At 70.9% G+C, this 24,165-nt stretch carries 18 protein-coding genes; 11 read left to right on the plus strand and 7 right to left on the minus strand.

Annotation, left to right across the window (positions count from 1 at the left end; all coding sequences use genetic code 11):
* Positions 1–363 precede the first annotated feature (363 nt).
* Complete coding sequence (locus tag OV427_RS28500) at positions 364–834, minus strand: YchJ family protein (RefSeq protein WP_267859340.1); 471 nt, start codon at positions 832–834, stop codon at positions 364–366.
* A gap of 115 nt (positions 835–949) precedes the next feature.
* Between OV427_RS28500 and OV427_RS28505 the strand changes: the two genes are divergently transcribed.
* Complete coding sequence (locus OV427_RS28505; protein WP_267859341.1) at positions 950–1,843, plus strand: undecaprenyl-diphosphate phosphatase; 894 nt, start codon at positions 950–952, stop codon at positions 1,841–1,843.
* 14 nt (positions 1,844–1,857) lie between these two features.
* Positions 1,858–2,460: a CoA pyrophosphatase gene (locus OV427_RS28510; RefSeq protein ID WP_267859342.1), complete on the plus strand. Its 603-nt coding sequence runs from the start codon at positions 1,858–1,860 to the stop codon at positions 2,458–2,460.
* A 4-nt stretch (positions 2,461–2,464) separates the two neighbouring features.
* Here the strand turns inward: OV427_RS28510 and OV427_RS28515 are convergent, their stop codons facing one another.
* Both OV427_RS28515 and OV427_RS28520 read right to left on the minus strand, forming a co-directional pair.
* A complete protein-coding gene (locus OV427_RS28515; RefSeq protein WP_267859343.1) occupies positions 2,465–3,880 on the minus strand; it encodes an MBOAT family O-acyltransferase in 1,416 nt (471 codons plus the stop codon).
* A 1-nt stretch (position 3,881) separates the two neighbouring features.
* Positions 3,882–6,611, minus strand: coding sequence for a GDSL-type esterase/lipase family protein (locus tag OV427_RS28520; RefSeq protein WP_267859344.1), 2,730 nt, complete (start codon positions 6,609–6,611; stop codon positions 3,882–3,884).
* A 192-nt stretch (positions 6,612–6,803) separates the two neighbouring features.
* Between OV427_RS28520 and OV427_RS28525 the strand changes: the two genes are divergently transcribed.
* Positions 6,804–7,868 carry a mannose-1-phosphate guanylyltransferase gene (locus tag OV427_RS28525; protein ID WP_267859345.1) on the plus strand — a complete coding sequence of 355 codons (1,065 nt, stop codon included), beginning with the start codon at positions 6,804–6,806 and terminating at the stop codon, positions 7,866–7,868.
* A gap of 30 nt (positions 7,869–7,898) precedes the next feature.
* Here the strand turns inward: OV427_RS28525 and OV427_RS28530 are convergent, their stop codons facing one another.
* The gene (locus tag OV427_RS28530; RefSeq protein WP_267859346.1) at positions 7,899–9,497 is read right to left on the minus strand and encodes a Tox-REase-5 domain-containing protein; all 1,599 of its coding nucleotides are present in this window, start codon (positions 9,495–9,497) and stop codon (positions 7,899–7,901) included.
* Between the two features lie 256 nt (positions 9,498–9,753).
* Between OV427_RS28530 and OV427_RS28535 the strand changes: the two genes are divergently transcribed.
* The 6 genes from OV427_RS28535 to tpx all read left to right on the plus strand — a co-directional run bounded on the left by OV427_RS28535 (position 9,754) and on the right by tpx (position 17,277).
* The gene (locus tag OV427_RS28535) at positions 9,754–11,847 is read left to right on the plus strand and encodes a serine/threonine-protein kinase (RefSeq protein ID WP_267859347.1); all 2,094 of its coding nucleotides are present in this window, start codon (positions 9,754–9,756) and stop codon (positions 11,845–11,847) included.
* Positions 11,848–11,966: 119 nt separating this feature from the next.
* Positions 11,967–13,787: a CotH kinase family protein gene (locus OV427_RS28540; protein ID WP_267859348.1), complete on the plus strand. Its 1,821-nt coding sequence runs from the start codon at positions 11,967–11,969 to the stop codon at positions 13,785–13,787.
* An 85-nt stretch (positions 13,788–13,872) separates the two neighbouring features.
* Positions 13,873–15,243, plus strand: a complete 1,371-nt coding sequence (locus tag OV427_RS28545) for a phosphomannomutase/phosphoglucomutase (RefSeq protein WP_267859349.1) — start codon at positions 13,873–13,875, stop codon at positions 15,241–15,243.
* 3 nt (positions 15,244–15,246) lie between these two features.
* Positions 15,247–15,798 (plus strand): NADPH-dependent FMN reductase, encoded by a 552-nt coding sequence (locus OV427_RS28550; RefSeq protein WP_267859350.1) that lies wholly within the window; start codon positions 15,247–15,249, stop codon positions 15,796–15,798.
* Positions 15,799–15,814: 16 nt separating this feature from the next.
* Complete coding sequence (locus tag OV427_RS28555) at positions 15,815–16,747, plus strand: ROK family protein (RefSeq protein WP_267859351.1); 933 nt, start codon at positions 15,815–15,817, stop codon at positions 16,745–16,747.
* A gap of 14 nt (positions 16,748–16,761) precedes the next feature.
* Positions 16,762–17,277, plus strand: a complete 516-nt coding sequence (tpx, locus tag OV427_RS28560; protein WP_267859352.1) for a thiol peroxidase — start codon at positions 16,762–16,764, stop codon at positions 17,275–17,277.
* Here tpx and OV427_RS28565 read toward each other — a convergent pair.
* Positions 17,238–17,735, minus strand: a complete 498-nt coding sequence (locus OV427_RS28565) for a response regulator (RefSeq protein WP_267859353.1) — start codon at positions 17,733–17,735, stop codon at positions 17,238–17,240. The two genes, tpx and OV427_RS28565, sit on opposite strands and share 40 nt — an antisense overlap.
* A gap of 205 nt (positions 17,736–17,940) precedes the next feature.
* On the opposite strand from OV427_RS28565, the gene OV427_RS28570 reads away from it, so the two are divergent.
* Entirely contained in the window at positions 17,941–18,543 is a 603-nt protein-coding gene (locus tag OV427_RS28570) for an RNA polymerase sigma factor (RefSeq protein ID WP_267859354.1), read from the plus strand.
* A 55-nt stretch (positions 18,544–18,598) separates the two neighbouring features.
* On the opposite strand, the gene OV427_RS28575 is transcribed toward OV427_RS28570, so the two are convergent.
* On the minus strand, positions 18,599–19,786 hold the full coding sequence (locus OV427_RS28575) for a low temperature requirement protein A (protein ID WP_267859355.1): 1,188 nt from the start codon (positions 19,784–19,786) through the stop codon (positions 18,599–18,601).
* Positions 19,787–19,930: 144 nt separating this feature from the next.
* Between OV427_RS28575 and OV427_RS28580 the strand changes: the two genes are divergently transcribed.
* Entirely contained in the window at positions 19,931–22,387 is a 2,457-nt protein-coding gene (locus tag OV427_RS28580) for an alpha-amylase family glycosyl hydrolase (RefSeq protein ID WP_267859356.1), read from the plus strand.
* A gap of 73 nt (positions 22,388–22,460) precedes the next feature.
* Here OV427_RS28580 and OV427_RS28585 read toward each other — a convergent pair whose 3' ends face one another.
* Positions 22,461–24,146 (minus strand): thiamine pyrophosphate-binding protein, encoded by a 1,686-nt coding sequence (locus OV427_RS28585; protein WP_267859357.1) that lies wholly within the window; start codon positions 24,144–24,146, stop codon positions 22,461–22,463.
* Between the last annotated feature and the right edge of the window lie 19 nt (positions 24,147–24,165).

Consider the following 24,165-nt stretch of genomic DNA (forward strand, 5'->3'; position numbering starts at 1 on the left):
GGAGTGCCCGTCGTGCTCTACACGGCTCCCGTGAAGTTGACGAAGGGGGCGGGCCCGGCGACGAGCGCGACCGTGACTTCGGGGGCAACTTCGGGCTCAGGAGCCGACGCGACGACAGCAGACCCGTGCGAGATCGCGAACTCGATTGGAGATCCTCCGCCGACTGACCCGAAGGACAAGGGCGACTCCAATCCGCGTCCGATAGACACCCTCACCAGCCTGGCATGGGCAACGGCTACCGCGGTCGATGGTGTGAGCGACCCAGCGGCCGCATCCAGCACCCAGCCGGCTCCCGGGACGAGCGTGCCCCGGTAGACTGATGAATGCAGGGCCGCCTTCCTTCGGGGAGGAAGGCGGCCTCAGCTACTCCGGAAACGTCGCCAGCGTCAGTGCCTCCGGAGGCCCCTTCACATCCTTCGGCAACACCGTCACACCGGACAGGTACCGCCAGCCGGTGCCGTCATGTCGGAAGTCCGAGCGCTCCACGAAGGACTGCTCCTTCCCCTTCTCGAACACCTTGGCGAAGAACAGCACCTGCGCCAGTCCGGACTCATCCGGAGCCTTCCGGTCCATCACCACCAGCTTCGGGAACTGGTGTCCCTGGGCGTAGGTGCGCAGCCCGCGCAGGTACTCCTCCTGGGGACGCGCACGGTCCGGGTGGTCCGGGTGCAGCGTCTTCCACAGGTACGCGACCTCCCGCAGGGCGAAGGCGCTGTAGCGGCTGCGCATCAGTCGCTCGGCGTCGGGCGGCTCCGCCTCACCTCGGTGGAACGGGGCGCAGCACTCCTTGTAGCGGAGTCCGGAGCAGCAGGGGCACGGTGGGGCAGGGGGCATGGCGCGGCGTCCAGCCTACCCCGGGGGCGTGCCCGTGCGTGTGGGCCCGCACAGTGACGGACGAACGCCCTTGCTGGCGGGGGAGAGCGGGCATACATCCGGGAGCCTCGCCCCTATGAGCCTCCTCCAAGCCATCGTCCTGGGTCTGGTCCAGGGCCTCACCGAGTTCCTCCCCATCAGCTCCACCGCGCACCTGCGCATCGCGCCGGAGCTGTTCGGCTGGAAGGACCCGGGAGCCGCGTACTCCGCCGTCATCCAGTTGGGCACGGTGGCCGCCGTGCTCATCTACTTCCGCAAGGACATCGTCTCGCTCACCGCGGCCTTCTTCCGCGGCCTGGCGCGGCGCGAGCCCTTCGGCACCCTGGAGTCGCGGCTGGCGTGGTTCGTCCTCGTGGGCACGCTGCCCGTCGGCATCTGCGGGCTGCTCTTCAAGAAGCTCATCGAGAACCAGTTCCGCTCGCTCTACATCATCTCCGGCAGCCTCATCGTCCTCGCGATCATCCTCTTCCTGGCGGAGCGGTTCGCCTCCCACAAGCGGACGCTGGAGGACATGCGCTGGAAGGACGGCATCATCATCGGCCTGTGGCAGGCGCTGGCGCTGATTCCGGGCTCGTCGCGCTCGGGCACCACGCTGACGGGCGGCCTGTCGCTGGGCTTCAAGCGCGAGGACGCCGCGCGCTACTCCTTCCTGCTGTCCATCCCCGCCACCACCCTGGCCGGTGTCTTCGAGCTCAAGCACCTGCTGGAGGCCACCGAGCGGCCGTCTGCCCTGTCCCTGTGGGTGGGCACGCTGGTGGCGTTCGGCTCGGGCATGGCGGCCATCGCCTGGCTGTTGCGCTACCTGCGCACCCGCACCACGCTGGTCTTCGTCGTGTACCGCGTGGCGCTGGGCGTGCTGCTGCTGGTGCTCCTGCAGATGGGCAAGCTCGCGCCGCGCTCCGGTTTGGAGAACCTCGACCTGCCGAAGGAGCCGGGCACGCAGCAGATTGAAAAGCAGGTCACGGACTAGGGAAGGGTGCCGTCGTGAGCGTGGAGGTGCTGTTCCAATCTCTGGAGGCGAGGCTGTCCTCTCGGCCGGCGCGTACGGTGGACCTGCCGGGGCTGGTGCTGCGCGAGGCCGCGGTGCTGGTGCCCGTCTTCGAGCGGGACGGCGTGCCGCACGTGCTCTTCACGCGCCGGCCCGCCAACCTGCGCACCCACGCGGACCAGTACAGCTTCCCCGGCGGCGGGCGCGATGCCGAGGATGCGACGCCGCTGCACACCGCGCTGCGCGAGACGGAAGAAGAGCTGGGCATCGACCGGCGGCGCGTGCGCGTGCTGGGCATGCTGGACGAGGTGCCCACCATCTCCCAGTACCGCGTGCGCCCCTTCGTGGGCGTCATCCCCGGTGACGGCCAGTACGCCCCGAGCGCGGAAGAGGTGGCCTTCATCCTCGAGGTGCCGCTGGCGAGCCTGCTGGACCCGGCCATCCTCCGCACCGAGCGCAAGGAGGTCTTCGGCTCCGAGCGCGAGCTGTACTTCTATACGTACGGCACCCACGTCATCTGGGGCGCCACGGCGCGCATCCTCCGTGACTTCCTCAACCACGTGACGCAGGTGTCCGAGCCGGCCCGCGCGCCAGGCTGAGTCGCTAGAACTGCAGGTACACGTACGGGCGCGTCTCCACCGAGGACAGGTGGCGGATGCCCAGGCCGAGCAGCACCAGGGCCACGGCGCGCACCGGCACCGGCATGCGGACGAAGAGCTCCGACGACACGGTGTAGAGCCTCAGCGGCACCGCGTGGAAGAACACCGCCGCCGCCAGCATGCCCCACACCAGCGGGCTCACGTTGGCGATGCCGGGCACGCCCGCAATCATTCGCACGTAGAACTCCCCCGCGTGCGTCATGTCCGGCGCGCGGAACACCACGCGCGTGAGCACCACAATCGTGAAGGTGGCCAGCATGCCCAGCGCGACGCGGGGGATGCCCGGCGACTCCGGCTTGCCCACCCACCACTCCCAGCAGCGGGAGATGCCCAGCGCCACGCCGTGCACCGCGCCCCAGACGGCGAAGCGCCAGTCCGCGCCGTGCCACAGGCCACCCAGCACCATCACCGTCATCAGGTTGAAGAGCACCCGCGGCTTCGACACGCGGTTGCCGCCCAGCGGCCGGTACAGGTAGTCCCGCAGCCACGTGGACAGGCTCAGGTGCCACCGGTTCCAGAACTCACCGATGTTCTTCGCCAGGTACGGGCGGTTGAAGTTCTCCGGGAATTTGAAGCCGAACAGCGCCGCCACGCCCAGCGCGATGTCCGAGTACCCCGAGAAGTCGTAGTAGAGCTCGAAGGTGTAGGCCACCGCGGCGACGATGCACTCGGCGGACGCGTACTTCTCCGGCGCGCCGAAGACGGGGTCGACGATGGCGCTGCCCAGCACGTCCGCGATGACCAGCTTCTTCACCAGGCCCACCGCGATGCGGAACAGCGCGTGGCCGCCCTGCTCGGGGGTGAGGCTCGGCGTGTCGCGGAAGTGCGCCATCAACTCCGACGCGCGGACGATGGGGCCGCTCACCACGCGCGGGAAGAAGAGCATGTACAGCAGGTGCTCGATGAAGGAGTGCTCCGCGCTCGCCTTCCCCCGGTACACGTCCACCGTGTAGCTGATGGCCTGGAAGACGAAGAAGGACAGGCCCACCGGCAGCAGCAGGTGGAAGGGCTCCGTGCGCACGCCGATGCCCAGCGGCGCCAGCAGCGACACCACCGTCTGCCGCAGGAGCTCCAGGTACTTGAAGCCCGCCAGCAGCCCCAGGTTGCTGACGATGGACAGCGTGACGAGCGCCTTGCGCGCGCCCTGTGACTGCGTGCGGGCCATGCCCTTCACGCACAGGTGGTCCACCGTGACGCCCGCCAGGAAGATGAGGAGCGGGAAGGGCGTGAAGACGGCGTAGAAGTACACGCTCGCCAGGAGCAGCACCGCCATGCGCCCCCAGTACTGACGGTGCACCGCCCAGTAGACGGCGAACACCACGACGACGAAGGCGAGGTATTGGAGGCTGTGGGACAGCACGTCAGTTGTCCTCCACGCGCGCGGTGGGCTGGGCCTTCTTGTGCAGCTCGTAGGCGGCGAGGAAGTCGCGCACGAAGGCGCCCGCCAGCCGCGCGTAGCCCTCCTGCGTCAGGTGCACACCGTCCGCGTGGCCCAGCGCCGGCTCCGCGCGCTGCCAGCGCAGCATGGCGCGCTCTCCGCCCATGGCCGCGCGCGGAGACCAGTACGCGCAGCCCGCCTCCTTCGCCACCAGCGGCAGCGTGTTCAACACCGAGGCCAGCGCGGGCGCCTCGTGCCACTGGCCATTCGCGTCCTGCTCCAGCCGGTCCGTGGGGCCCAGCAGCAGGCACTCCGCGTTGGTGGCCTTGCGCAGCCGGGCGATGAGGGCGGGGTAGTCGCGGCGCAGTCCCTCCGCGTCCAGGTCCGCCTTGCCGGCCTCGTTGGTGCCGTACCAGAAGACGAGCAAATCCGGCCGGCGCGAGGTGAGCTGCGCGTCCACCGCCGCCGCGTCCATGTCCCGCAGCGTGAAGGCGGTGGCGCCGGGCAGCCCCAGCGCGTCCAGCACCACGCCGGGCGTGTCCTGCTCCAGCGCGGCGCCCAGCACGGTGACGCCGCCCTCGGCGGGCGCGGACACCTGCACGGTGTGCGCGGGGCCGCTGATGGGGAAGGAGCGGATGCGCACGGTGGGCGCGGCGAGGGGCTCGGGCAGCGGCGCGTCCGGCGGCACCGGCTGGCCGTCCACGAGGATGTCCGGCGCGCCCGCGTTCGGCACGTCCAACGTGTAGAGGTCCAGCCGCCCCGCGGGTGTCTTCGCGTCCGGGCAGCCCTTGCAGAACTGGATGCGCAGCTTCGCGCCGGGCGCGCCCACGGCGCGGATGCCGGTGAGGCCCCAGAGGCCGCCGGGGGCCGCGTCCAGCGCGTCCTCCACCGTCCACTCGCCCTCCAGCTCGCGGGCCACGCGCGCCGTCTCCAGGCGCGGGGACGGCTTGCCGGCGGCGATGAAGCCCCGGCCCGCGTCGCCGAAGCGCTTCGTCAGCACCTCGCGCACCGCGTCCGTGAAGTAGTGCGAGGCCGTGTGCGAGGCGCCGAGCTGGGAGATGCCCACACGCACGGACTCGCCGGCCTCGCGGCGACCCAGCCGCTCGAAAGTCTTCACCAACGCCGCGTCCGCGCCTTGCAGCCCGGGCGGGTCCGCCACGGCCACCAGCGGCGCGTGCGACTTGGCGAAGGTGCGCTGCAGGGACAGGTCGAAGAGGTGGCCCAGCAGGTCCGAGCCCTTCACGCGCGGGTGGACGAGGTCCTCCAGCATCAGCCCCTCGTCCAGCCAGCGAATCGCGGAGCCCTCGCCGCCCATGGCGGTGAAGGCGTCGTAGAAGGCGCAGCCGCCCGCGCGGGCCTCCTCGCGGAAGATGTCGCCCACTTCCTTGGAGCCGCGGCGCGGAATCACGTCGCCGCTCAGGGTGCGCACGCCCGCGTCGATGGGGGACATGACGAGGCACGCGGAGTCCGGCACGTTGGTGCGCACGCGGGCGATGAGGTCCTTCATCTGCTGGCGCACCTGGTCCAGCGTGGTGCGCTCGCGCGAGAAGAAGAAGGCCTCGTTGCCGCCCACCATCAGCACCACCAGCGACGGCTTGCGCTGGCGCAGTTGCGCACGGAAGGCGGCGGGCTGGGCGCGCAGGTACACCTCCGCCATGCCTCCCAGCAGGCCCACCGTGTCGTAGACGATGCCGGGCGTGCCCGTCTCCAGCGACACGCCGTGCAGCTCCACCTTGCCGGACGTGGTGAGCGACAGCGTCTTCGCGCCCTCGGGCAGCAAGACGCGGGCGAAGGCCGCCTCGGACTTCGTCTTGGAGAAGCCGCGCGTCTGGATGCGTTGCACGGACTTGCCGTCCACGGACAACTGCACGGAGCCGCTGGCGGGCTGGGCGAGGAAGAACAACTCCGCCACCCGCGAGCCCTCCACGTCATAGCGCGTGCTCTGCGCCCCGCCGCCGGAGGTGAAGGCCACGCCCGTCCAGCCCACCCTGTCCCGGGGCCACTTCGTGTCGACGAGCCGCGCGATTTCCCAGCCGTCCGAACCGCGCCCGGAGCGCGTCCAGCGGCCGGCGCTGGCCGGACGGGTGATGAAGAGGAAGCCCCGGCCGCCCGCGCCGAAGCGCTCCTGGAGCCTGTCTCGCACCATGTCGGTGATGTGGTCGGACGCGACGAGCGAGTCCCCCAGGTGCACCACCCGCACCGGCGTGCGGCGGGTGTCGGCGCGCAAATCCGCCAGCGCACGGGTGAAGGGGGCGAGCCCGTCCTCCAGGCAGGTGCCGTCCGGGGCGGACTTCCGGCAGTTCAGCTCGATGTCCACGTGCTGGGCGCCCATGCGCTCGCGCAGGGCCTCCAGCTCCAGCGCGCGGGCCAGGGTGGGGGCGCTCAGCTCCTCCAGGCCGATGCCGGGCGTGGTGGGCACCAGGGGCAGGGCGGGCACGGTGTCCGCCACGGACGTCCCCGCGTCGGGCTCCTCCTCTTCGGGAGGGAGGGAGTCCGCCACCGCCGTGTCCACCGGGGGCGGGCGCGCGGGCTTCTTGCCCGTCAGCGACGGCGGCAGGACGAGCGCCACCAGCTTCGGCCCGAGCGGGCCGCTGCGTTGCAGGCTCGGGACGGGGCGGAGCGACTCGGGCACCGGTGCCAGCGACAGCCCCAGCGCCAGCGCGACGGTGAGGAGGAGCGTCAGCCCGGTGGATCTGGCCTTGAGGAAGTCCAACAGCGCGGCATGAGACTGGCTTTTTGGGGACCGGTCAAAACTCTCACCTACATTCGGAGTCTCCCCGGGCGGGGAGCAGGCAGGCTGCCGTGAGGCGCTCCGGGCCGGGAAGAGGCCCCGGCGGTGCGTTCCCCTTTTCCCGAGAGGCCGAAACGGTATGGTGCGCCGCCATACCAGGAGTTCGATACCCGTATGGCCCTCTATCCCGTCATCATGGCCGGTGGCTCCGGCACGCGTTTCTGGCCCCTGTCCCGCCAGGCGCGCCCCAAGCAGTTCCTGCCGCTGGCCTCGAAGCAGCCCCTCATCACCGACACCTCCGCGCGCCTCAAGGGGCTCGCCTCGGTGAAGGACACCTTCATCGTCTGCGGCCCGCTGCACGCGAAGGCCGCCGCGAAGCTGGTGAAGGGCCTGCCGAAGGCGAACCTCCTGGTGGAGCCGGTGGCGCGCAACACCGCCCCCGCCGTGGCCCTGGCCGCCGTGCAGGTGGCCGCGCGCAACCCGAAGGGCGTCATGGTGGTGCTGCCCTCCGACCACCACGTGGCGGACGTGCCCGGCTTCAAGCGCACCCTGGCCGAGGCCGCGAAGCTCGCCGAGGCGGGCCACATCGTCACGCTGGGCATCAAGCCCGCGCACCCGGAGACGGGCTATGGCTACATCCAGGTGGGTGAGGCCCTGGAGGGCGGCGGCCGCAAGGTGCAGGCCTTCAAGGAGAAGCCCGACCTGGAGACGGCGAAGGGCTACCTCGCGTCCGGTGACTACCTGTGGAACGGCGGCATCTTCCTCTTCCGCGCGGACGTCATCCTCGAGGCCTTCGCGAAGCACATGCCGGAGATGCAGAAGGGGCTGGACGCCCTGCGCAAGGCCGCGGGCAAGCGCACCTTCGCGTCCGTGCTGAAGAAGGTGTTCCCCAAGCTGCCGTCCATCTCCATCGACTACGGCGTCATGGAGAAGGCCTCCAACATCGCCGTGATTCCCGGCGACTTCGGCTGGTCCGACGTGGGCTCCTTCGCCGCGATTCCCGAGGTGCGCCCCGCGGATGCCAACGGCAACGTGGTGTCCGGTGACGCCGCGGTGGTGGTGGACTGCAAGAACTGCGTGGTGCTCGCCGACAAGCGCCCGCTGGCCGTCGTGGGCCTCACCGACGTGGTGGTGGTGGACTCCGGCGACGCCGTCCTCGTGGTGCCCAAGGACAAGAGCCAGGACGTGCGCAAGGTCGTCGAGGCCCTCAAGGCCCGCAAGCTGACGAAGTACGTGTAGTGCCCCGAGCGACTCCCCACGCCTCGCGCTTCACGGCGCGGGCGTGTGGAGGACCTCGACCTCGTCGAGCTGTGCGCCGTCGAAGAGCTTCCTCAGCGCACGCGCCGCCTTCTCCTCCGAGACGTGCCAGCGGACGCGCGCGCCCGTGGCCAGCGCCGCCTGCTGCTGCCGCCGCGCCCCCTCGACGAGCGCCTTCGCGCCCCACCGCGCGAACCAGGGCTTCGGCGTGAAGTCGTCGTTGAAGCGACTGGCGAAGCCCGGCCCCCGTGCCTCCAGCAGCGCGCCCTCCGCGACACCATCGAACCGCGTGGCGTCCTTCCGCCCCGGCTCGCCCAGCCAGTACGCCTCGCTCGCGGAGTGTCCGGACACGTGCTCCTGGTAGCGCGCCGCGCGCGGGGACAGCAGCTCGCGCGACGGTCCCCACCGTCCGGGGCCGCCCACCGGCTCGGGCCGACGGCGGGGCTCCGACAGGGACGCTTCCAGATGCAGGACGGCGGCCGCGCCCGGGCCTTCGCCCAGCACGGTGACGGCGCGGCCCACCGGCACCGCGACGCGCTCCACCACCAGCGTGCCGTCCTCCGCGAGCGACACCACCGGCACGCGGTGCGCCTCCCAACCCCGGCCCAGCGCCGCCAGCGTGCGCGGGGTGCCCACCACCGTGCCCCAGGTGGACAGCAGCGCGGCGCTCAGCTTCGACAGCTCGCGGACCTGCTCTCCGCGCGTCAGCTTCCGGAAGCGCTCCAGATACGCGGGCGAGGACGTGACGAGCATGGCGAGCCCCTCGGGGAGCTGGGCCAGCGCGGACAGGCTGTCTCCCGGCTGCGTGAGGAGCTGCCCCAGCGCGAGCACCAGCTCGATGAAGGTCTCCTCCGCGCCGTCCTGGGCCACGGCGTCGTCGCGCACCTCCGCCAGCACCGGGCTGTCCCAGCCTCGCTGGAGCGCGGCGTCCACGGGCCGCCACACGCCCGTGGCTCCCGAGTAGAGCGCGCCCACCACGAAGCCTCCCGCGCGGAAGGAACCCTCCCTCCACTGCACCTCGCCCACGCGCTGGCGCGCCGCCCCCGTGAGGGCCATGGCCAGGGTGCCATCCGGACGCAACACCGCGAGGCGCTCGTAGCGCTTCACGCGCTCCAGCAACTCCGCGCGCGACACCTCCTCGTCACCCTCCACCACCTCGCGCAACAGCCGCGAGGCGACGAGCCGCGGGCCGAAGCCCGCCACCGTGACGGGCTGCTCCAGCAGCGCGCCGAACAGGGCCGACGCGTCCTCGGGCGACAGCGGCGCCGTGTCGGGCAGCCGCTCGTGCGCGAGGGGCAGCCCGGCCCGCTGCAGCACCTGCACGAGTGCATCGCCGCGCACCAGCTTCTGCTTCACGGTGCTCGCGGCCAGGCCCGCCCGGGCCGCGGCGTCGCCACCTTCGGCGGTCGCTGGCTCCTCCGTCGGCGTGAAGGCGGGCGGCGACGCGGAGCGGTAGCGCAACGCGCTGCTGTCCATTTCGCTCAGCGGCATCTCCTTCAGGTTCCAGGTGCCGCAGCCGGTGACGGCCAGGAGCGGGATGAGCAGGGTGTGGGACCGGCCGCCAGGCTTGTGGGTGCTACAGCCGCGACGGCCGGGGGGACTGACGAACATGGGGGACCTCCCGTCAGTACCGGAGTAGCAGGCGGGGGTGACAGCCCTCGGAAGCGCCGGCATGGCGCCGATGTACGCGGGAGAATCTTCGCGGGCACCCCTGGAAGATTTACGGGTGCGTTCGGACCCGCACACCGGCGCTTCTCGCTCTCTCGGGAGGTTGTCCTGTCCATTCGTGGACGAAGGGGGGCTGCACGAAGGTTGCAGAGCCGACGCCGCCCGCCCCGCTTTCCGGGGCGCAACGAGGGTGGCTTCGATGGCATGCAAGCACTGCGCGGTGGCTCATCCGTCCGGGACTCCCTGCCCGGCCGAGCAGGCCACCTCCACCACGTCCGCGGAGGTGTCTCTGGAAGGGCAGCGGCACGGGCCGCTCGTCCTGAAGCGCCGGCTGGGCGCCGGGGCCCTGGGCACGGTGTACCTCGCCGAGCACCTCCCCAGCGCGCACCGCTTCGCCGTGAAGGTGCTGCACCCGCACCTGGCCGCGCGGCCCGCCATGCGCACCCGCTTCTACGCGGAGGCCCGCGCCCTGCGCGAGCTGACGCACCGCCATGTGGCCCGCGTGCTCGACGCGCGCCCCGGCCCCGGCGGTCTGCCGTGCCTCCTCATGGAGCATGCGAATGGCGAGCCCTTCTCGCGCCTGCCCATGCCGCTGGCGCCGGTGGAGGCCGTGGAGTTGCTCGCCCAGGCGCTGGAGGGCGTGGAGGCCGCGCACGCGCGCGGGCTGGTGCACTGTGATTTGTCCGCCGACAACCTCGTCCTCACCCGCGACAAGCGCGGCGAGCGGCGGGTGAAGGTGCTCGACTTCGGCGCCAGCGCCATCCTCAGCGCCAGCCTCTCCCGGGAGGAGCGCGCGTGCGGCATGGTGGTGGGCTCGCCCGCGTTCATCGCGCCCGAGCAGTGGTCCGGCGAGGCCGTGGATGGTCGCGCGGACCTGTACGCGCTGGGCGTGGTGGGCTACCTGCTCGTCACCGGGCGCCTGCCCTTCGGCTTCGGCCGCGTGGGCGAGCTGACCCCGCCGCAGCCGCACCTGCTCAACCCCGGCGTGCCGACCGCGCTGTCCGCGGTGCTGCTGCGCGCCCTGGCCCAGCGCCCCGACGAGCGCTTCCCGGATGCCCGCGCCTTCCGCGCCGCGCTCGCGAGCTGCCTGACGTCCGAGGCCGAGCCGCGCTCTCCGTTCGCCGACGAAGAGGAGCCGCTCGCCGACATCGAGGTCGTCGTGGACGAGCTGGCGGAGGGCCTGCCCGCCGGGGTGTCCGCGCCGTTCCCGAACACGGGCGTGCCGTGGGACATCCTCCCGCATCCCATTCCCCTGCTGGCCTCCATGGCGGCCCCGGGAATGAATGCCAGCATCTCCATCTTCGGGCAGCCGGTGCCCGCGGATGGCGCCACGCCGCTGCACCTGGCGCTGCGCGAGGCCGCGCATGGCGCCGCGCGGGTGCTGGAGGTCTCCGCGCCGTGTGTCCCCGCGCCCGCCGGGCTGCGCGTGCGCGTGGGGCTGGACGCCGCGTCGGGGCTGGTCTCCGTGGACGCCGGTGACGTGACGACGGATGGCTTCTTCGCCGCGTCGCTGGGGACGCTGCCGCCGCTCGCCGCGCGGGTGCCGGTGGAGCTGACCTTCGCCGGGCGCACGGTGGTGTGCGAGTGCGACGTCGTCCGTCACGTCACCCAGGACGAGGCCCGCATCTGGAACGTGGCCGCCGGCATCTTCGTCCAGTACGCCGAGCGCGGTGAGCCGCTGCTCCAGTTGCTGGCGCAGGCGCTCGCGAGCGCGCAGCGGCCCGCCCCACTCCGTCCGGACGCCGAGCTTGCCCGCCTGTTGTCTCGCGCCGCGGGCGTGGCGAAGGACCCGTACGCCCTGCTGGGCGCACTGCCGCACGCGGACTTCGACGAGGTGCGCCGCCGCGCCAGCGCCGCGCTGCGCCGCCTGGATGGCTTCCGCCAGCGCAAGCTGCCCGTGGAGCAGCGCCGCGCGCTGGAGTCGCTGCGCCAGCGCGTGGAGGCCGCCCGCCGCACCCTGGGCGAGCCGCTGAACCGCGCGGGCTTCGATGCCGTCCGGCGCAACCTCGCCGGGCTCGCGCGTTGCGTCGACGCGGGCCTCACCGACGAGGCCGTCGAGCCGCTGCGCCGCGCCTGGCTGGCCGCCCGTCCCGAAGCGGAGGCCCGCGCGCGCACCCTCTTCACCCAGGGCCACGCGATGGAGGCACAGCGCGCCCTGCGCGCCGCGCTCTCGCGCTACTCCGAGGCGCTCGCCCTGGACCCGCTCAACGTCTCCTGGCTGCGCCACTACCGGGAGCTGCGGCGCGGTGTGGCGTCCGTGACTCCTTCCCTGCCCTCGGGGGCGCTTGCCTGAGCGGGCCGCCGCCCGCGTCGGGGCAAAGCCTTTCCCTCTGGAGTCCCCGTGCTTCGCCTTTGCTGGCAAGACGCGGGCCAACATCCCTGGCGTGCGACTTGCTCTCACATCCAGGCGACATGAAACGCTTTGCCCTCCTTGCTGGATTGATGCTGCTGCTGGGCGCGTGTGGAAGCGCGTCCTCGAATCCTCCAACGCCAGACACTCCGCCGGACGACTCGGGCCGGGACGAGCGGCCCGGGTCTGATTCAGGCACTCCCGATGCGGGGGCCCCGGACGCCGGCACCTCCGGTGAGGACGCGGGGAGGGATGCGGGGACGGCCGACTCGGGCACGCCGGACTCCGGCACCCCCGACTCCGGCACTCCGGACGCGGGCCCCACGAAGCCGCTGCCGCCGGACTGGCCGGCCCTGCAGACCTCCATCCCCGAGTACCGGCTCACCGTGGCGCCAGAGCATCTCCAGGCGCTGAACGACAACATCGAGAACCGGGACTACGAGGTGCCGGCCTCCTTCGCGGCGGACGGGCGCACGTATGCGGTGGACCTGAGCTACCGCGGCCGCTCCACCCGCTACGAGGTGAAGAAGCCCTGGCAGGTGCACTTCGACAAGGCGGACCGCTTCCAGGGCGTGAAGCGCATCGAGTTGCTCGCCGCGTACAAGGACGGCGGCTACCTCACGGAGAAGCTCTGGTACGACACCGCGGCCAGCGTGGGCCTGGAGGTGCCCCGCGTCCGGTACGTCCACCTCTACCTCAATGGCCGGTACGAGGGCGTCTACGTGGAGGTGGAGTCCATCACCAAGGACTTCCTCGCGGCGCACGGCCTGGACGACGACGGCGACATCTACCGCTGCGGCATGCATGACTGTGAATTGCGGCCGCCGCCGAAGCAGCCGTACATGGAGGACTGGGAGAAGAAGACGAACGAGAAGGAGCCCTGGGACAGGCTGTGGACCTTCCTGGACGGACTCAACCGCACGCCGCCGGACCGCTTCGAGGCCTTCGCGCGAAAGAACGTCGAGCTGGACGACTACATCACCTGGATGGTGTTGGACGCGTTCATCGTCAATCACACACACCAGGACGCGCGCAGCTACCTCGTCTACAGCCGCGAGACGGGCCGGTGGACCTTCGTCCCGTGGGATTTGAACAACGCACTCAGCCTCTACAACCGCACGACGCCGCACACGAACCAAGGCGTGAAGAAGGACTACCCGCACCCGGGCTTCAGCGGGTACGACCGCAAGGTCTACGAGCTCTATGTCCACCGCCGGGATGACCTGGGCTACACGGACATGCGGCCCACGTGGAGCACGCTGACCACGCGCATCCTCAAGGACCCGAAGCTGCGCGCGCAGTACATCCGCCGCATGCGCGAGTTGCTCGACACGCGCCTCACCGAGGAGCAGCTGGGCGCCCGCATCGACGCGATGCACGCCCTGCTGGCCCCCTTCATCCTCCCGGACGGGGGCGGCCACGTCGCGGACCCGTACGTCAGCCCCGCGCACGCCGCGGAGAGCGCCAACTACCTGCGCCGCTTCGTGCGCGAGCGCCGCGCCTGGCTGCTCGCCCACCTGGACGCGCTGGAGAAGCGTGGCCAGGGCCCCCTGGTCATCGACCGGGTGGGGCGCGGAGCCTCCGGCGCCTGGTGGGTGCAGCTCTACAACCGGGGCAGCGAGCCCGTGAAGCTGGACGGCCTGCGCCTCTCGGCGGACACCCGGGTGCCCTTTGCCCCCCAACTGTCCCCGCAGACGCTGGCGCCGGGGGCGTACGTCACCTTCGGCCTCCCGGTGGACCCGGCCCGGACGGAGGCGGGCCTGTTCGACGCGGCGGGGATGATGGCCCTGGACCTCTGGTGGTTCGCCCCGCTGGCCCCGGGGGAGGCGTACGGCCGGGAGCCCCGGGGGGCGGAGTCGTTCAGGAGTCAGCCCGGCCCTTGAGGCTTGTGCCGCCCGGCCCCGTGCTCGTGTAGAGTCCGCCGCCCTCTGCCATGCCCTCTGGCATCCTGGGGGCGGGGACACCTTCATGAACACGCATATCTTTCGCGAGTACGACATCCGGGGTCTGGTCGACAAGGACCTCACTGCCGAGGTGGTGGAGCTGCTGGGCAAGGGCCTGGGCACCATCATCCGGCGTCAGGGCGGGCGCTCCATCGTAGTGGGCCGGGACTGCCGCGAGTCCTCCACCCGCTTCCGCGACTCCCTCTGCGCCGGCCTCACCTCCACCGGGCTCAACGTGCTCGACGTGGGCGTGGTGCCCACGCCGCTGACCTACTTCGCCGCCAACACGCTGCCGGTGGACGGGCTCGCCATGATTACCGGCAGCCACAACCCGCCCGAGTACAACGGCTTCAAGATTGGCGCGGGGAAGACCACCTTCCACAGCCACGAAATCCAGGCCCTCCGCAAGCTCATCGAGGCGAAGGACTTCGAGGTGGGCGTGAAGAAGGGCCGCGTGGAGCCCTACGACATCATCACCTCGTACAACCACTTCATCCACCAGACGGTGAAGATGGGCCGCAAGGGGATGCGCATCGTCATCGACGCCGGCAACGGCACGGGCGGCGCGGTGGCGGTGCCCCTGTTCGAGGCCATGGGCTTCGACGTGGTGCCCCTGTTCTGTGAGATGGACGCCACGTTCCCCAACCACCACCCGGACCCGACGGTGGTGGAGAACCTCGAGGACCTCATCGAGGCGGTGAAGCGCGAGAAGGCCGAGGTGGGCATCGCCTATGACGGCGACACCGACCGCATCGGCGTCATCGACGACAAGGGCAACATCCTCTGGGGCGACCAGATCATGGTGCTCTTCAGCCGCTACGTGCTGAAGGAGAGCCCGGGCGCGGCCATCGTCGGCGAGGTGAAGTGCAGCTACACGCTGTACGACGACATCGCGAAGCGCGGCGGCAGGCCCATCATGTGGAAGGCGGGCCACTCGCTCATCAAGTCGAAGATGAAGGAGGAGCACGCGGAGCTGGCCGGGGAGATGAGCGGCCACATCTTCTTCAAGAACCGCTACTTCGGCTTCGACGACGCCATCTACTCCACGGCGCGCCTGCTCGAAATCCTCACCAACGAGAAGCAGCCGCTGTCCGCGCTCCTCTCGGACGTGCCGAAGACGTACGCCAGCCCGGAGCTGCGCTTCGACACCAAGGAGGAGAAGAAGTTCGAGATGGTGAAGCGCGCCACGGAGACGCTGCGCGCGGCGGGGCACGACATCATCGACGTGGACGGCGTGCGCGTGACGTTCCCCGACGGCTGGGGCCTCATCCGCGCCTCCAACACGCAGCCCATCCTGGTGCTCCGCTTCGAGGCCAACACCCCGGAGCGCCTGAAGGAAATCCAGGCGCTCATCGAGGGCACGGTGGCCAGGGTGCAGAAGGAAGTCGGGGGCTAGCGCATGGCCGGCCCGCGCATCCTCGCCGTGAGCGGAAGCCTCCGGACCGGGGGCTTCAACCGCAAGCTCCTGGAGGTCGCCGTCCAGCACGCCCGCTCGCTCGGGGCGGAGGTGGACGTGGTGGACCTGAAGGCGCTGAACCTGCCCTTCTACGACGGGGACGTGGAGGCGGCGGGCCTGCCGGCTCCCGTCACCGAATTGCGCGAGCGGCTGGGCAAGGCGCAGGGGCTCCTCATCTCCAGCCCGGAGTACAACTCGTCCATTCCGGGCGGGCTGAAGAACGCCATCGACTGGGTGTCCCGTCCGCCGGGGCGGCTGTTCCACGAGAAGTGGGCGGCGATGATGGGGGCCACGCCGGGCGTCTTCGGCACCTCGCGCATGCAGCCGCACCTGCGGCAGGTCCTGTCCTCCACGGGGGTGCACGTGCTCCCCGCCCAGGTGCACCTGCCGAAGGCGATGGAGGCCTTCACGCCGGAGGGGAAGCTGAAGGAGGAGGCGCGGCAGAAGGAAGTGGAGACGCTGGTCGCGGCGTTGGTCTCCAAGCTGAAGGGCTGAGAAAGGAATGTCGCCGATGCCGACGCTGGGAATCGACCTGGGAGGGACGTTTGCCCGCGCCGCCGTGGTGGACGGGGGCGGGAAGATGCTGGCTTCCGCGAAGGTGGCCCTGGCCGAGCGCAGTCCCACCGGGGTGGTGGAGACCATCGCCCAGGCCGCGGCCGCGGCGGTCAAGGGCGCGGGCGTCCCGGTGAGCTCGTGCGGGGTGGGCGCCGCCGCCCAGATTCACAAGGACTCGGGTGTGCTGTCGGTTGCTCCCAACCTGGGCTGGCGCAACGTGCCCCTGGGGCAGATGCTCACCGCGCGGCTGGGCCAGCCGGTGCGCGTGGTGAACGACCTGGCCGCCGCGGCCTGGGGCGAGCTGCATGCCGGTGCGGGGCGCGGGGCGAGTGATTTGCTGGTGGTGTTCGTGGGCTCGGGCGTGGGCAGCGCCATCATCGCCAACGCGAAGCTGCTGGACGGCGCGGGCGGGGTGGCGGGCGAGTTGGGCCACATCAAGGTGGTGCCCGGCGGGCGGCGCTGCGGCTGCGGTGAGCTGGGCTGCCTGGAGGCGTACGCGGGGGGCCACAACCTCATCACCCAGACGCGCGAGCTGCTCGCGGCCGGGCGCTCTCCGAAGCTGGTGGAGTTGACGGACGGCGACCCGGCGCGGGTGACGCCGGTGACGCTGGAGCTGGCGGCGGAGGCCGGCGAAGACGCGTCGCGCGAGGTGTACGAGCGGGCCGCGCAGTTCCTCGCCCTGGCGGTGGCCAACCAGGTGACGGTGCTCAACCCGGCGCGGCTCATCCTGGGCGGCGGCGTGCTGACCCACTGCGTGGGCATGCGGCGTCGTGTGGTGGAAGGCGTGCAGAGCTGGGCGTCCCAGGTGTCGCGCGAGGGACTGCTCATCACCGAGTCCGAGCTGGGCGACGACAGCGGCATCATCGGCGCGGCGCTGCTGGCCGCCTGAAGGGAATCCGGTTCATGTCCGAACTCGCGGGTGTGGTGACTTTCAGGGGCAAGCCCCTGACGCTGGTGGGTGAGCAGGTGAAGGTGGGGGACAGCGCCCCGGACTTCACCGTCTTCAAGGGGCTCAACGACGCCGTGCGGCTGTCGGACACGAAGGGCAGCGTGGTGGTGTTGAGCGTGGCGCCCAGCGTGGACACGCGCGTCTGCGCCATCCAGTTGCGCACCTTCAATCAGCAGGCCACGGAGCTGGGGCCGGACGTGAAGGTCTGGTTCGTCACGCTGGACCTGCCCTTCGCCCTGGGGCGCTTCAGCGCCGCCGAGGGCATCCAGAACGTCACCGTGGTGTCGGACTACAAGGACCGCGAGTTCGGCCAGAAGTACGGCGTCTACATGAAGGAGCTGGGCCTGCTGGCGCGCAGCACCTTCGTGGTGGGCCGGGACGGGAAGGTCGTCTTCCGGGAAATCGTCCCGGAGATGACGCACGAGCCGGACTACGACGCCGCGCTCGCCGCGGTGCGCGCGGCGCTCTGAGCAGGGCCTCGCTCCCGTGAGGCGCGCGAACCGCGCCGGGAGTCCGGAGTGGGGCGGGGTGGCGCACGCGGCCCCGTCCAGGTGGGAACTGCCGTCGGCCGTGGCCGCTGCGCCTCGGTCAACGTGCGCGTCACCCCCTCCGCGAAGTCATCCAGCCTGCCCGTCTTGGGAAGGAATCGCTGGACGCCGGGGGCCCGGGGATTGCCGGACGAGCTGTGCATGATGATGGGAAGGCCCTGGAACTCCGGCGCCTGCGCCAGCGCACTGCACAGCATGACGCCGTTCATGCGCGGCATCATCCAGTCCGTCACCACCAGATCCGGACGCCGCTGGTGGGCCAGCTCCAGTGCCTGCTGCCCGTCGCTCGCACGGACGACGTCGTGGCCCATCAGCTCCAGCACCTCGGAATAGACCTCGAGGACTTCCGCTTCATCATCAACCAGGAGAATGGTGCTCACCGCGTTGCTGCCCCTTTCCATTGAGGGCCGACCTGCACCGCTTCGCCCCTCACTTTGTAGACCCCCGGACCGCTGCACTGTGATGGCCGCCGCCGGGGCCCGCTCCGGGTTTCTCCGCGCCGTCACAAAGGCGCGCCCGGAACTCCCTCCTCCCGGGAAGCCATTGCCGAGAGGGATTCGCTTGCAAGTGAATGAGAGAAACCGATTGGAAGACGAGATTCAGGCGCTCTGCGGGAGCGGGGAGCTGAATCGGGCTGTCGAGCAGGCGCTGCGAGGTTATGGGCCGGAGCTTCGCCGGATGATGGGCGCCATCCTCCGGGATGACGCACAGGCCCATGACGCCTTCAGTCTCTTCTGTGAGAGCCTCTTGAAGGGGCTGCCGGACTTCCGTTGGGAATGTTCCTTCCGGACCTGGTCGCAGCGCATGGCGCGCAACATCTGCTACAAGCTGCTGAACGCGCCCGCCGCCCGGCATCCGCACGTCGGCCTGTCCGCGATTTCCGCGCGGTCCGCCCGGCGGGCCTCCTCCACGAACCCGTGGCAGCGCACCACCATGAAGGCCCGCTTCCGTGCCCTGCGCGAGCGCCTGGACCCCGAGCAGCAGCGCCTGCTGGTGCTCCGGGTGGACCAGAAGCTCTCGTGGCCGGACGTGGTGCGGGTGATGGCGGATTCCCAGACGCCGCTGACGAGCGAGATGACGGCCCGCCAGGCGACGGCGCTGCGCCAGCAGTTCCAGCGGCTGAAGGCCCAGCTGCGCACGCTGGCCATCCAGGAAGGACTGATTTCCCTCGCAGACACGCGCGCGTAGCGGCGAGCGGGGACGTCCCGGTGGACGCTGGACGGGGCTTGCGCGAGCCCCGTCCTCAGTTCGCGGCATGCCCTGCGTTCACTCGCGCCTGGAGCCGCGCGACGAAGAACGGGAGGACGACGAGCGCGACCGCGCTCCCGGTCAGCAGGAAGGCGGGCAGGCGCTCACCCAGCAGGGCGACCAGCAGCATCACTCCCGCCGCCCCCAGGAGCAGCTCGGGCCGCGGGTCCTGCTTCGGACTCTCGCGGGGGACCGGGGCCGAGGTGAGCAGGATGACCCCGAGCGAGACGAAGCAACTGGCCGTGGCGGTGCAGAAGAGCCACCGCGCGGCGCCCGTGACGGCCTGGTCGGGCGGAGAGGCGATGACCCCCTCCGCGCCGGCCCCGCTCGCCGTCAGGCCCATCGTCAGCAGCAGATGGAAGTACACCCAGGCGTGCGCCGAGAGCCGGCCCCGGCGCACGGTGGAGTGGCTCACGTTGTCGAAGTAGAGCCACCACATCCCGAAGGCGAAGAGGAAGGACAGGACGGCCGTCAGCACGGAGGCGGCGGCCCAGTGCTGCCCGGCCACGCCGCTCACCACCGCGACCAGCGACTCGCCCAGCACGATGATGGTGAACAGACCGAAGCGCTCGGGCAGGTGCGAGTGGCTCAGCGGCATCGACGCCTGTTGGGCCCGCGCGGTGAGCGGGGTGGCCAGGTCGATGACGATGCCGGCCGCCCAGAGGGGGATGCGGAGCGGGAGCGGGACGAAGACCGAGGCGAGCCACGGCAGCACCGCGAGCGAGAATCCCATCATGTACCTGGCCGCCAGGGGCCGGGCGGCCGGGATGTGCCGCCAGGCGCGCGCGTACTGGAGGACGAGCAGCAGCCGCAGCACGCAATAGGCCAGCGCGAAGCCGGGGGCGTTGACGCCCGTCCCGTCGTGAAGCTGCACGGCGAGCGCCGCCACGGCCAGCGTCTGCAATGCGAGCAGCAGCCGGTCGGCGGTGCCATCCGAGTCGAACCGGTCGGAGTAGACGGTGACGCCAATCCACGACCACCAGACCGGGACGAAGAGGCATGCGAATGCAGCGGCCCCGGCCAGCGTCGGGGTCTGCTTCAGCTCATGCGCGAGCCGCGCGATGGCCACGACGTACACCAGGTCGAAGAACAGCTCCGTCCAGGTGACCTTGCGCTCCTGATGGGCGCTCTCGCTGGAGCGGAGCACGGGGGCCTGGCGTGGGGGCTCTGCGTGTGGATGCACCTGTCACCTCCCGGTGGTCTCCATGGAGCCCCGGGACGGGCGGTGTGATGGCCGAGCGGTCGGACGGAGGCAGGCAGCCGTCACACCCCTGGGGGCGGTGGCTCCATGGGCCTGCCACTGCCTCATCCACCCAAGGAAGGTCTCATGTCTGTTTCCGTCCAATTCGAGTACCGCACGGGGTTGAAACGAGAAGTCTTTCGAAACGTCCGACTCACCGGGAGCTGGGACGCGGGAGGCCAGGCCTCCGACACGTGGTCCGTCATCCCCATGGAGCCGGCCCTCGCGGAGGATGGCTGCCCCTGCTTCCGCGCCACCGTGACGTTCGACGCGTCCCAGGTGGGCAGGGAGTTCAGGTGGGGCGTCATCGCGGACGGCCCCGGCGGGGTGGACGCATGGGCCATCCCGGCCGAGCGTGGGGACACCGTCCCGCCCGAGTCCGTCCGCGCCTTCGTGCTCGGCGCCGAGCCCTCGTGCGAGCGCTACTTCCTGACGCAGGGCCGCCGCCTCGGTGCCCAGAAGCACTTCCTCCAGGGCGCGGCCCGGCCGCTGGCGCGCTTCGCCGTCTGGGCTCCCAACGCCAGGCAGGTCGAGGTGGTCTTCGGGACGCAGGAGGGCGGCTACATCGCGGATGACGGGACGGGCCTGTCGCCCACGCTTCCGGTGCTGCCCATGGTCCGCGGGCCGGGCGGTGTCTGGGAGACGGAGCCCGACGGCTCCGGGGCCCTGGCCTTCGAGCAGCTCCGGTTCCAGCCCTACATGTTCCGGGTCACCAAGGCCGACGGACAGGTGGCCTACAGGACCGACCTCTACTCGCGCTGCCAGTTGGGACGAGGGACTGTCGACCCCCTGGGCAAGCCGCATCACGGAAGCCGGAATGAGGTGAACGCCACCGTGAGCTGCTCCGTGGTGGTGGACCCCGACCAGGTGACGAAGCACTTCGCAGAGCCGCGGTGGCCCGAGCAGGAGTTCCTCCCCGAGGAGGAGTTCTGGCGTGACGAGTTCCGCCCCGGCCGGCCCGTGCCCACCCGGGTGCAGGACCTGGTCATCTACGAGCTGCACGTCGGAGCGCTCGGCTTCGGGAAGGACGCGGTGGGCACCCTGACGGACGCGGTGGCGCTGCTCGACCACCTCGAGTCGCTCGGCATCAACGCCGTGGAGCTGCTCCCGATGTCCGAGTTCGGAGGGCTGCCGAACTGGGGCTACGCCACCACGCACTACCACGCCATCGAATACGCGGGCGGAGGCCGCGACCAGCTCAAGCACTTCGTGCGTGAGTGCCACCGCCGCGGAATCGCTGTCATCATGGACGTCGTCTACAATCACTACCACCCCGACTCCGAGCGGGCGGAGTGGATGTATGACTCCAACGTCCACACGGAGAACCTCTACTTCTGGTACGAGGGCCGCCCCGAGGACTACCCCGACTACGAGCGGGCGGCGACGCAACCCGGCTCGACGGCGGCGCCAGGGCACGGGGGCTACATCGACAACCAGTCGACCGGGTACGCCCCCCGCTTCCACGAGGAGGCGGTCCGCGCGCTCTTCACCAGCAGCGCCGTCACGCTGATGGAGGAGTTCCACATCGACGGGTTTCGCGTGGACCAGACGACGTGCATCCACAGCTACAACGTGCTGCACGCCAACGGGCAGCCTGCCTCCGGCCCCAACATCGCCGGGGCCCGGTTCCTCCGGGAGTGGTGCCGCACGCTGCGCCTCATCCGCCCGGGGGTGATGCTCATGGCGGAGGACCACTCCGGCTGGGACGCGGTGACGACGCCGGTGGGGGAGGGGGGCCTGGGCTTCGACGCCGCCTGGTACGCCAACTTCTACCATCACCTCATCGGAGGCCCGACGCGGGGCACGGAGTTCGCCAAGCTGCTCTGGACCTCGGGCAGGGGAGATGGCTCACCGCTGGCCATGGGCACCTTCGCGGGCGTGCTGGCCCGGACGGGAAGCAAGACGGTCGTCTACCACGAGTCCCACGACGAGGCCGGCAACGGCGAGGGCACGCGGCGGACCCTCGTCGTCGCCGCCAACGGGGCGGAGCTGCGGGGAGAGACCCTCCGAGCCGCCGAGGCCCGCTGCCGGACGGTCTTCGGCCTCTCCGCGCTCTCGGCGGGAACGCCCATGTTCCTCATGGGCGAGGAGGTGGGCGCCGCCAATGACTACCGGTACGACACCTTCGTGAGCCAGCGTGAGGACCTCCTGGGGCTGCGGGAGGGCAGGGGACAGCACCTCTTCCGGTACTACCAGGAGCTCATCCGCCTGCGAGGGGCCTCGGAGGCGCTGCGCTCACGTGAGCTCGAGGTCCTCGCCGTGCACGACGTCAACCGCGTCCTCGCCTTCCGGCGCTGGAGTGGGACGGAGGAGCTCCTCGTCGTCGTCAGCCTCAACGACCGGCCGTTTTCGGACGGCTATGAGCTGATGCACTCCCGGCTCGGCGGGGGCGCCTGGAAGGAGGTCTTCAACAGCGACGCCGAGCGGTATGGGGGAGACAACGTCGGCAACCTTGGCGGGACGCTGGTGCCCCGGGGAGACGCGCTGCGAGTCGTCCTCCCCGCGCGCGGGCTCGTCATCCTCCAGCGCGTCGCCGTGAACTGAGGCGCTGAAACGACAGAGGCCAGGCTCGGAGTTCCCGAGCCTGGCCTCTTTCTTCATTCCAACGCGGCGGCTGCTACTGCCCGCAGCGGCGGTCGGCGTCCGGGTCCAGGGGCTCGCGAGGGAGCACCCAGTCGATGAGGAACGGGCCTGGAGTCGCGAGGGCCAGGTCGAGCGCGGGGCCAATCTCCTTCACCGTGCTCACCCGCGCGGCGGGCACGCCCATGGAGCGCGCGAGCTCCACGAAGTGCAGCGTGGGGAAGGCCAGGCTGAACGAGTTGGGGAACGGATGCTCGGGGATGCCGCGCTCCTTCCAGTACTCCAGGAGATTGGCGTCCAGCAGCCGGTAGCCCCCGTTGTTGCACACCACGAACTTGGCGCCGATGCCGTGACGCACCGCCGTCCAGAGGGCCTGGATGGTGTACATGCTCGCGCCATCCCCGGTGAAGCTGATGACCGTCTTGTCCGGGTGGGCCAGCTTGACGCCCAGGGCGCCCGGAATCCCCACCCCGAGGGAGCCGCCTCGCGTCTGGAAGTAGTGCCCGGGCCTGCGCGCGGGCAGCGCCCGGTTCACCTCCGGCGAGGAGGTGATGGCCTCGTCGAAGATGATGGCTTCGTCGCCCACCCGCCTCGCCAGCTCCCGCAGGAAGAGCGCGGGCATTGCGTCGTCGCCCGCACCGGCTTCCCGCGTCCGGACCCGCTCCTGCTCCTCCCGCGCGCCGCGCAGCCGCCCCTCCGCGGCCGCCCGCCGTGCCGGTGTCAGGACTTGCTCCAGCGCCTCCGCGAGCGCCCCGAGCGTGCGCTTCGGGTCCGCCACCAGGCCCAGGTCGACAGGGAAGTTCTTGGCAATCTCATACGCGTCGAGATCGACATGGGCGACCCGGGCGCCCGGCCGGAAGACGCCGGACAGGGCGGGGAAGACTTCGGGGAACACATACGTGCCGATGATGAGCACGGCGTCCGCCTGGGAGACGACCGCCGTGCTGTCCTTGCCGAACATGTGCCCCAGCAGGCCCCGGTACAGGGGATGAGCGGCGTCCATATTCACCTCGGAGCTGTTGGCGCCCCACACCTCGGCGCCGAGCAACTCGGCCACGCGGGCCAGCTCCGCCTGGGCCCCCGAGGCCTTCACTCCGTCCCCGATGATGAGCATCGGCGCGTCGGCCTCCGCGAGCATGCGTGCGAGGGCCTCCACCGCCTCCGGCTCCGGCGCCGCCCGGGTGTCCAGCCGCGGCGTGGGGAAGACGCGCTCGTCGTTCAGCGCATCGAGCACGTCCATGGGCAGCGAGACGAAGACGGGCCCCATGGGTGGCGTCGAGGCAATCTTGATGGCCTTGCGCAGCACCCGCAGCACCGAGCTCGGATGGACGACGCGCGTGGCCCACTTGGTGACCGGGCGGGCCATGGTCACCAGGTCGCAGGCCATCTGCGCGTCCATGGCGTCATAGGGGAGTCCGGCCTCCCCCGCGAACACCACCAGCGGGGAGTTGCCGCGCTTCGCCTGGTAGAGCATCCCGATGCCATTGCCCAGCCCCACCCCCGAGTGGAGCTGGACGAAGGCGGGCCGCCCGGTCGCCCGCGCGTGGCCATCCGCCATGGCCACGGCCACGGACTCCTGGAGGCCGAGGATGTATTGGATTCCAGGCACGGCGCGCATCGCATCGAGGAAGCCCTCCTCGACGGTGCCCGGGTTGCCAAACAGATACGTGGCTCCCTCCGCGACGAGCTGCTCGAGGAGGGCAATGCACCCTGTTCTCTTCATGGTGTCTCCTCCTTTTGTC

Origin of the sequence: Pyxidicoccus sp. MSG2 (assembly GCF_026626705.1) — a bacterium.
GTDB lineage: Bacteria > Myxococcota > Myxococcia > Myxococcales > Myxococcaceae > Myxococcus.

Bases quoted from the DNA above. Each gene is read 5' to 3' on its own strand.
- OV427_RS28500 (WP_267859340.1), bottom strand. From the start codon at position 834: ATGCCCCCTGCCCCACCGTGCCCCTGCTGCTCCGGACTCCGCTACAAG.
- OV427_RS28545 (WP_267859349.1), top strand. From the start codon at position 13,873: ATGAACACGCATATCTTTCGCGAGTACGACATCCGGGGTCTGGTCGAC.
- OV427_RS28585 (WP_267859357.1), bottom strand. From the start codon at position 24,146: ATGAAGAGAACAGGGTGCATTGCCCTCCTCGAGCAGCTCGTCGCGGAG.
- OV427_RS28540 (WP_267859348.1), top strand. From the start codon at position 11,967: ATGAAACGCTTTGCCCTCCTTGCTGGATTGATGCTGCTGCTGGGCGCG.
- OV427_RS28555 (WP_267859351.1), top strand. From the start codon at position 15,815: ATGCCGACGCTGGGAATCGACCTGGGAGGGACGTTTGCCCGCGCCGCC.
- OV427_RS28580 (WP_267859356.1), top strand. From the start codon at position 19,931: ATGTCTGTTTCCGTCCAATTCGAGTACCGCACGGGGTTGAAACGAGAA.
- OV427_RS28550 (WP_267859350.1), top strand. From the start codon at position 15,247: ATGGCCGGCCCGCGCATCCTCGCCGTGAGCGGAAGCCTCCGGACCGGG.
- OV427_RS28530 (WP_267859346.1), bottom strand. From the start codon at position 9,497: ATGTTCGTCAGTCCCCCCGGCCGTCGCGGCTGTAGCACCCACAAGCCT.
- OV427_RS28505 (WP_267859341.1), top strand. From the start codon at position 950: ATGAGCCTCCTCCAAGCCATCGTCCTGGGTCTGGTCCAGGGCCTCACC.
- OV427_RS28535 (WP_267859347.1), top strand. From the start codon at position 9,754: ATGGCATGCAAGCACTGCGCGGTGGCTCATCCGTCCGGGACTCCCTGC.
- OV427_RS28525 (WP_267859345.1), top strand. From the start codon at position 6,804: ATGGCCCTCTATCCCGTCATCATGGCCGGTGGCTCCGGCACGCGTTTC.
- tpx (WP_267859352.1), top strand. From the start codon at position 16,762: ATGTCCGAACTCGCGGGTGTGGTGACTTTCAGGGGCAAGCCCCTGACG.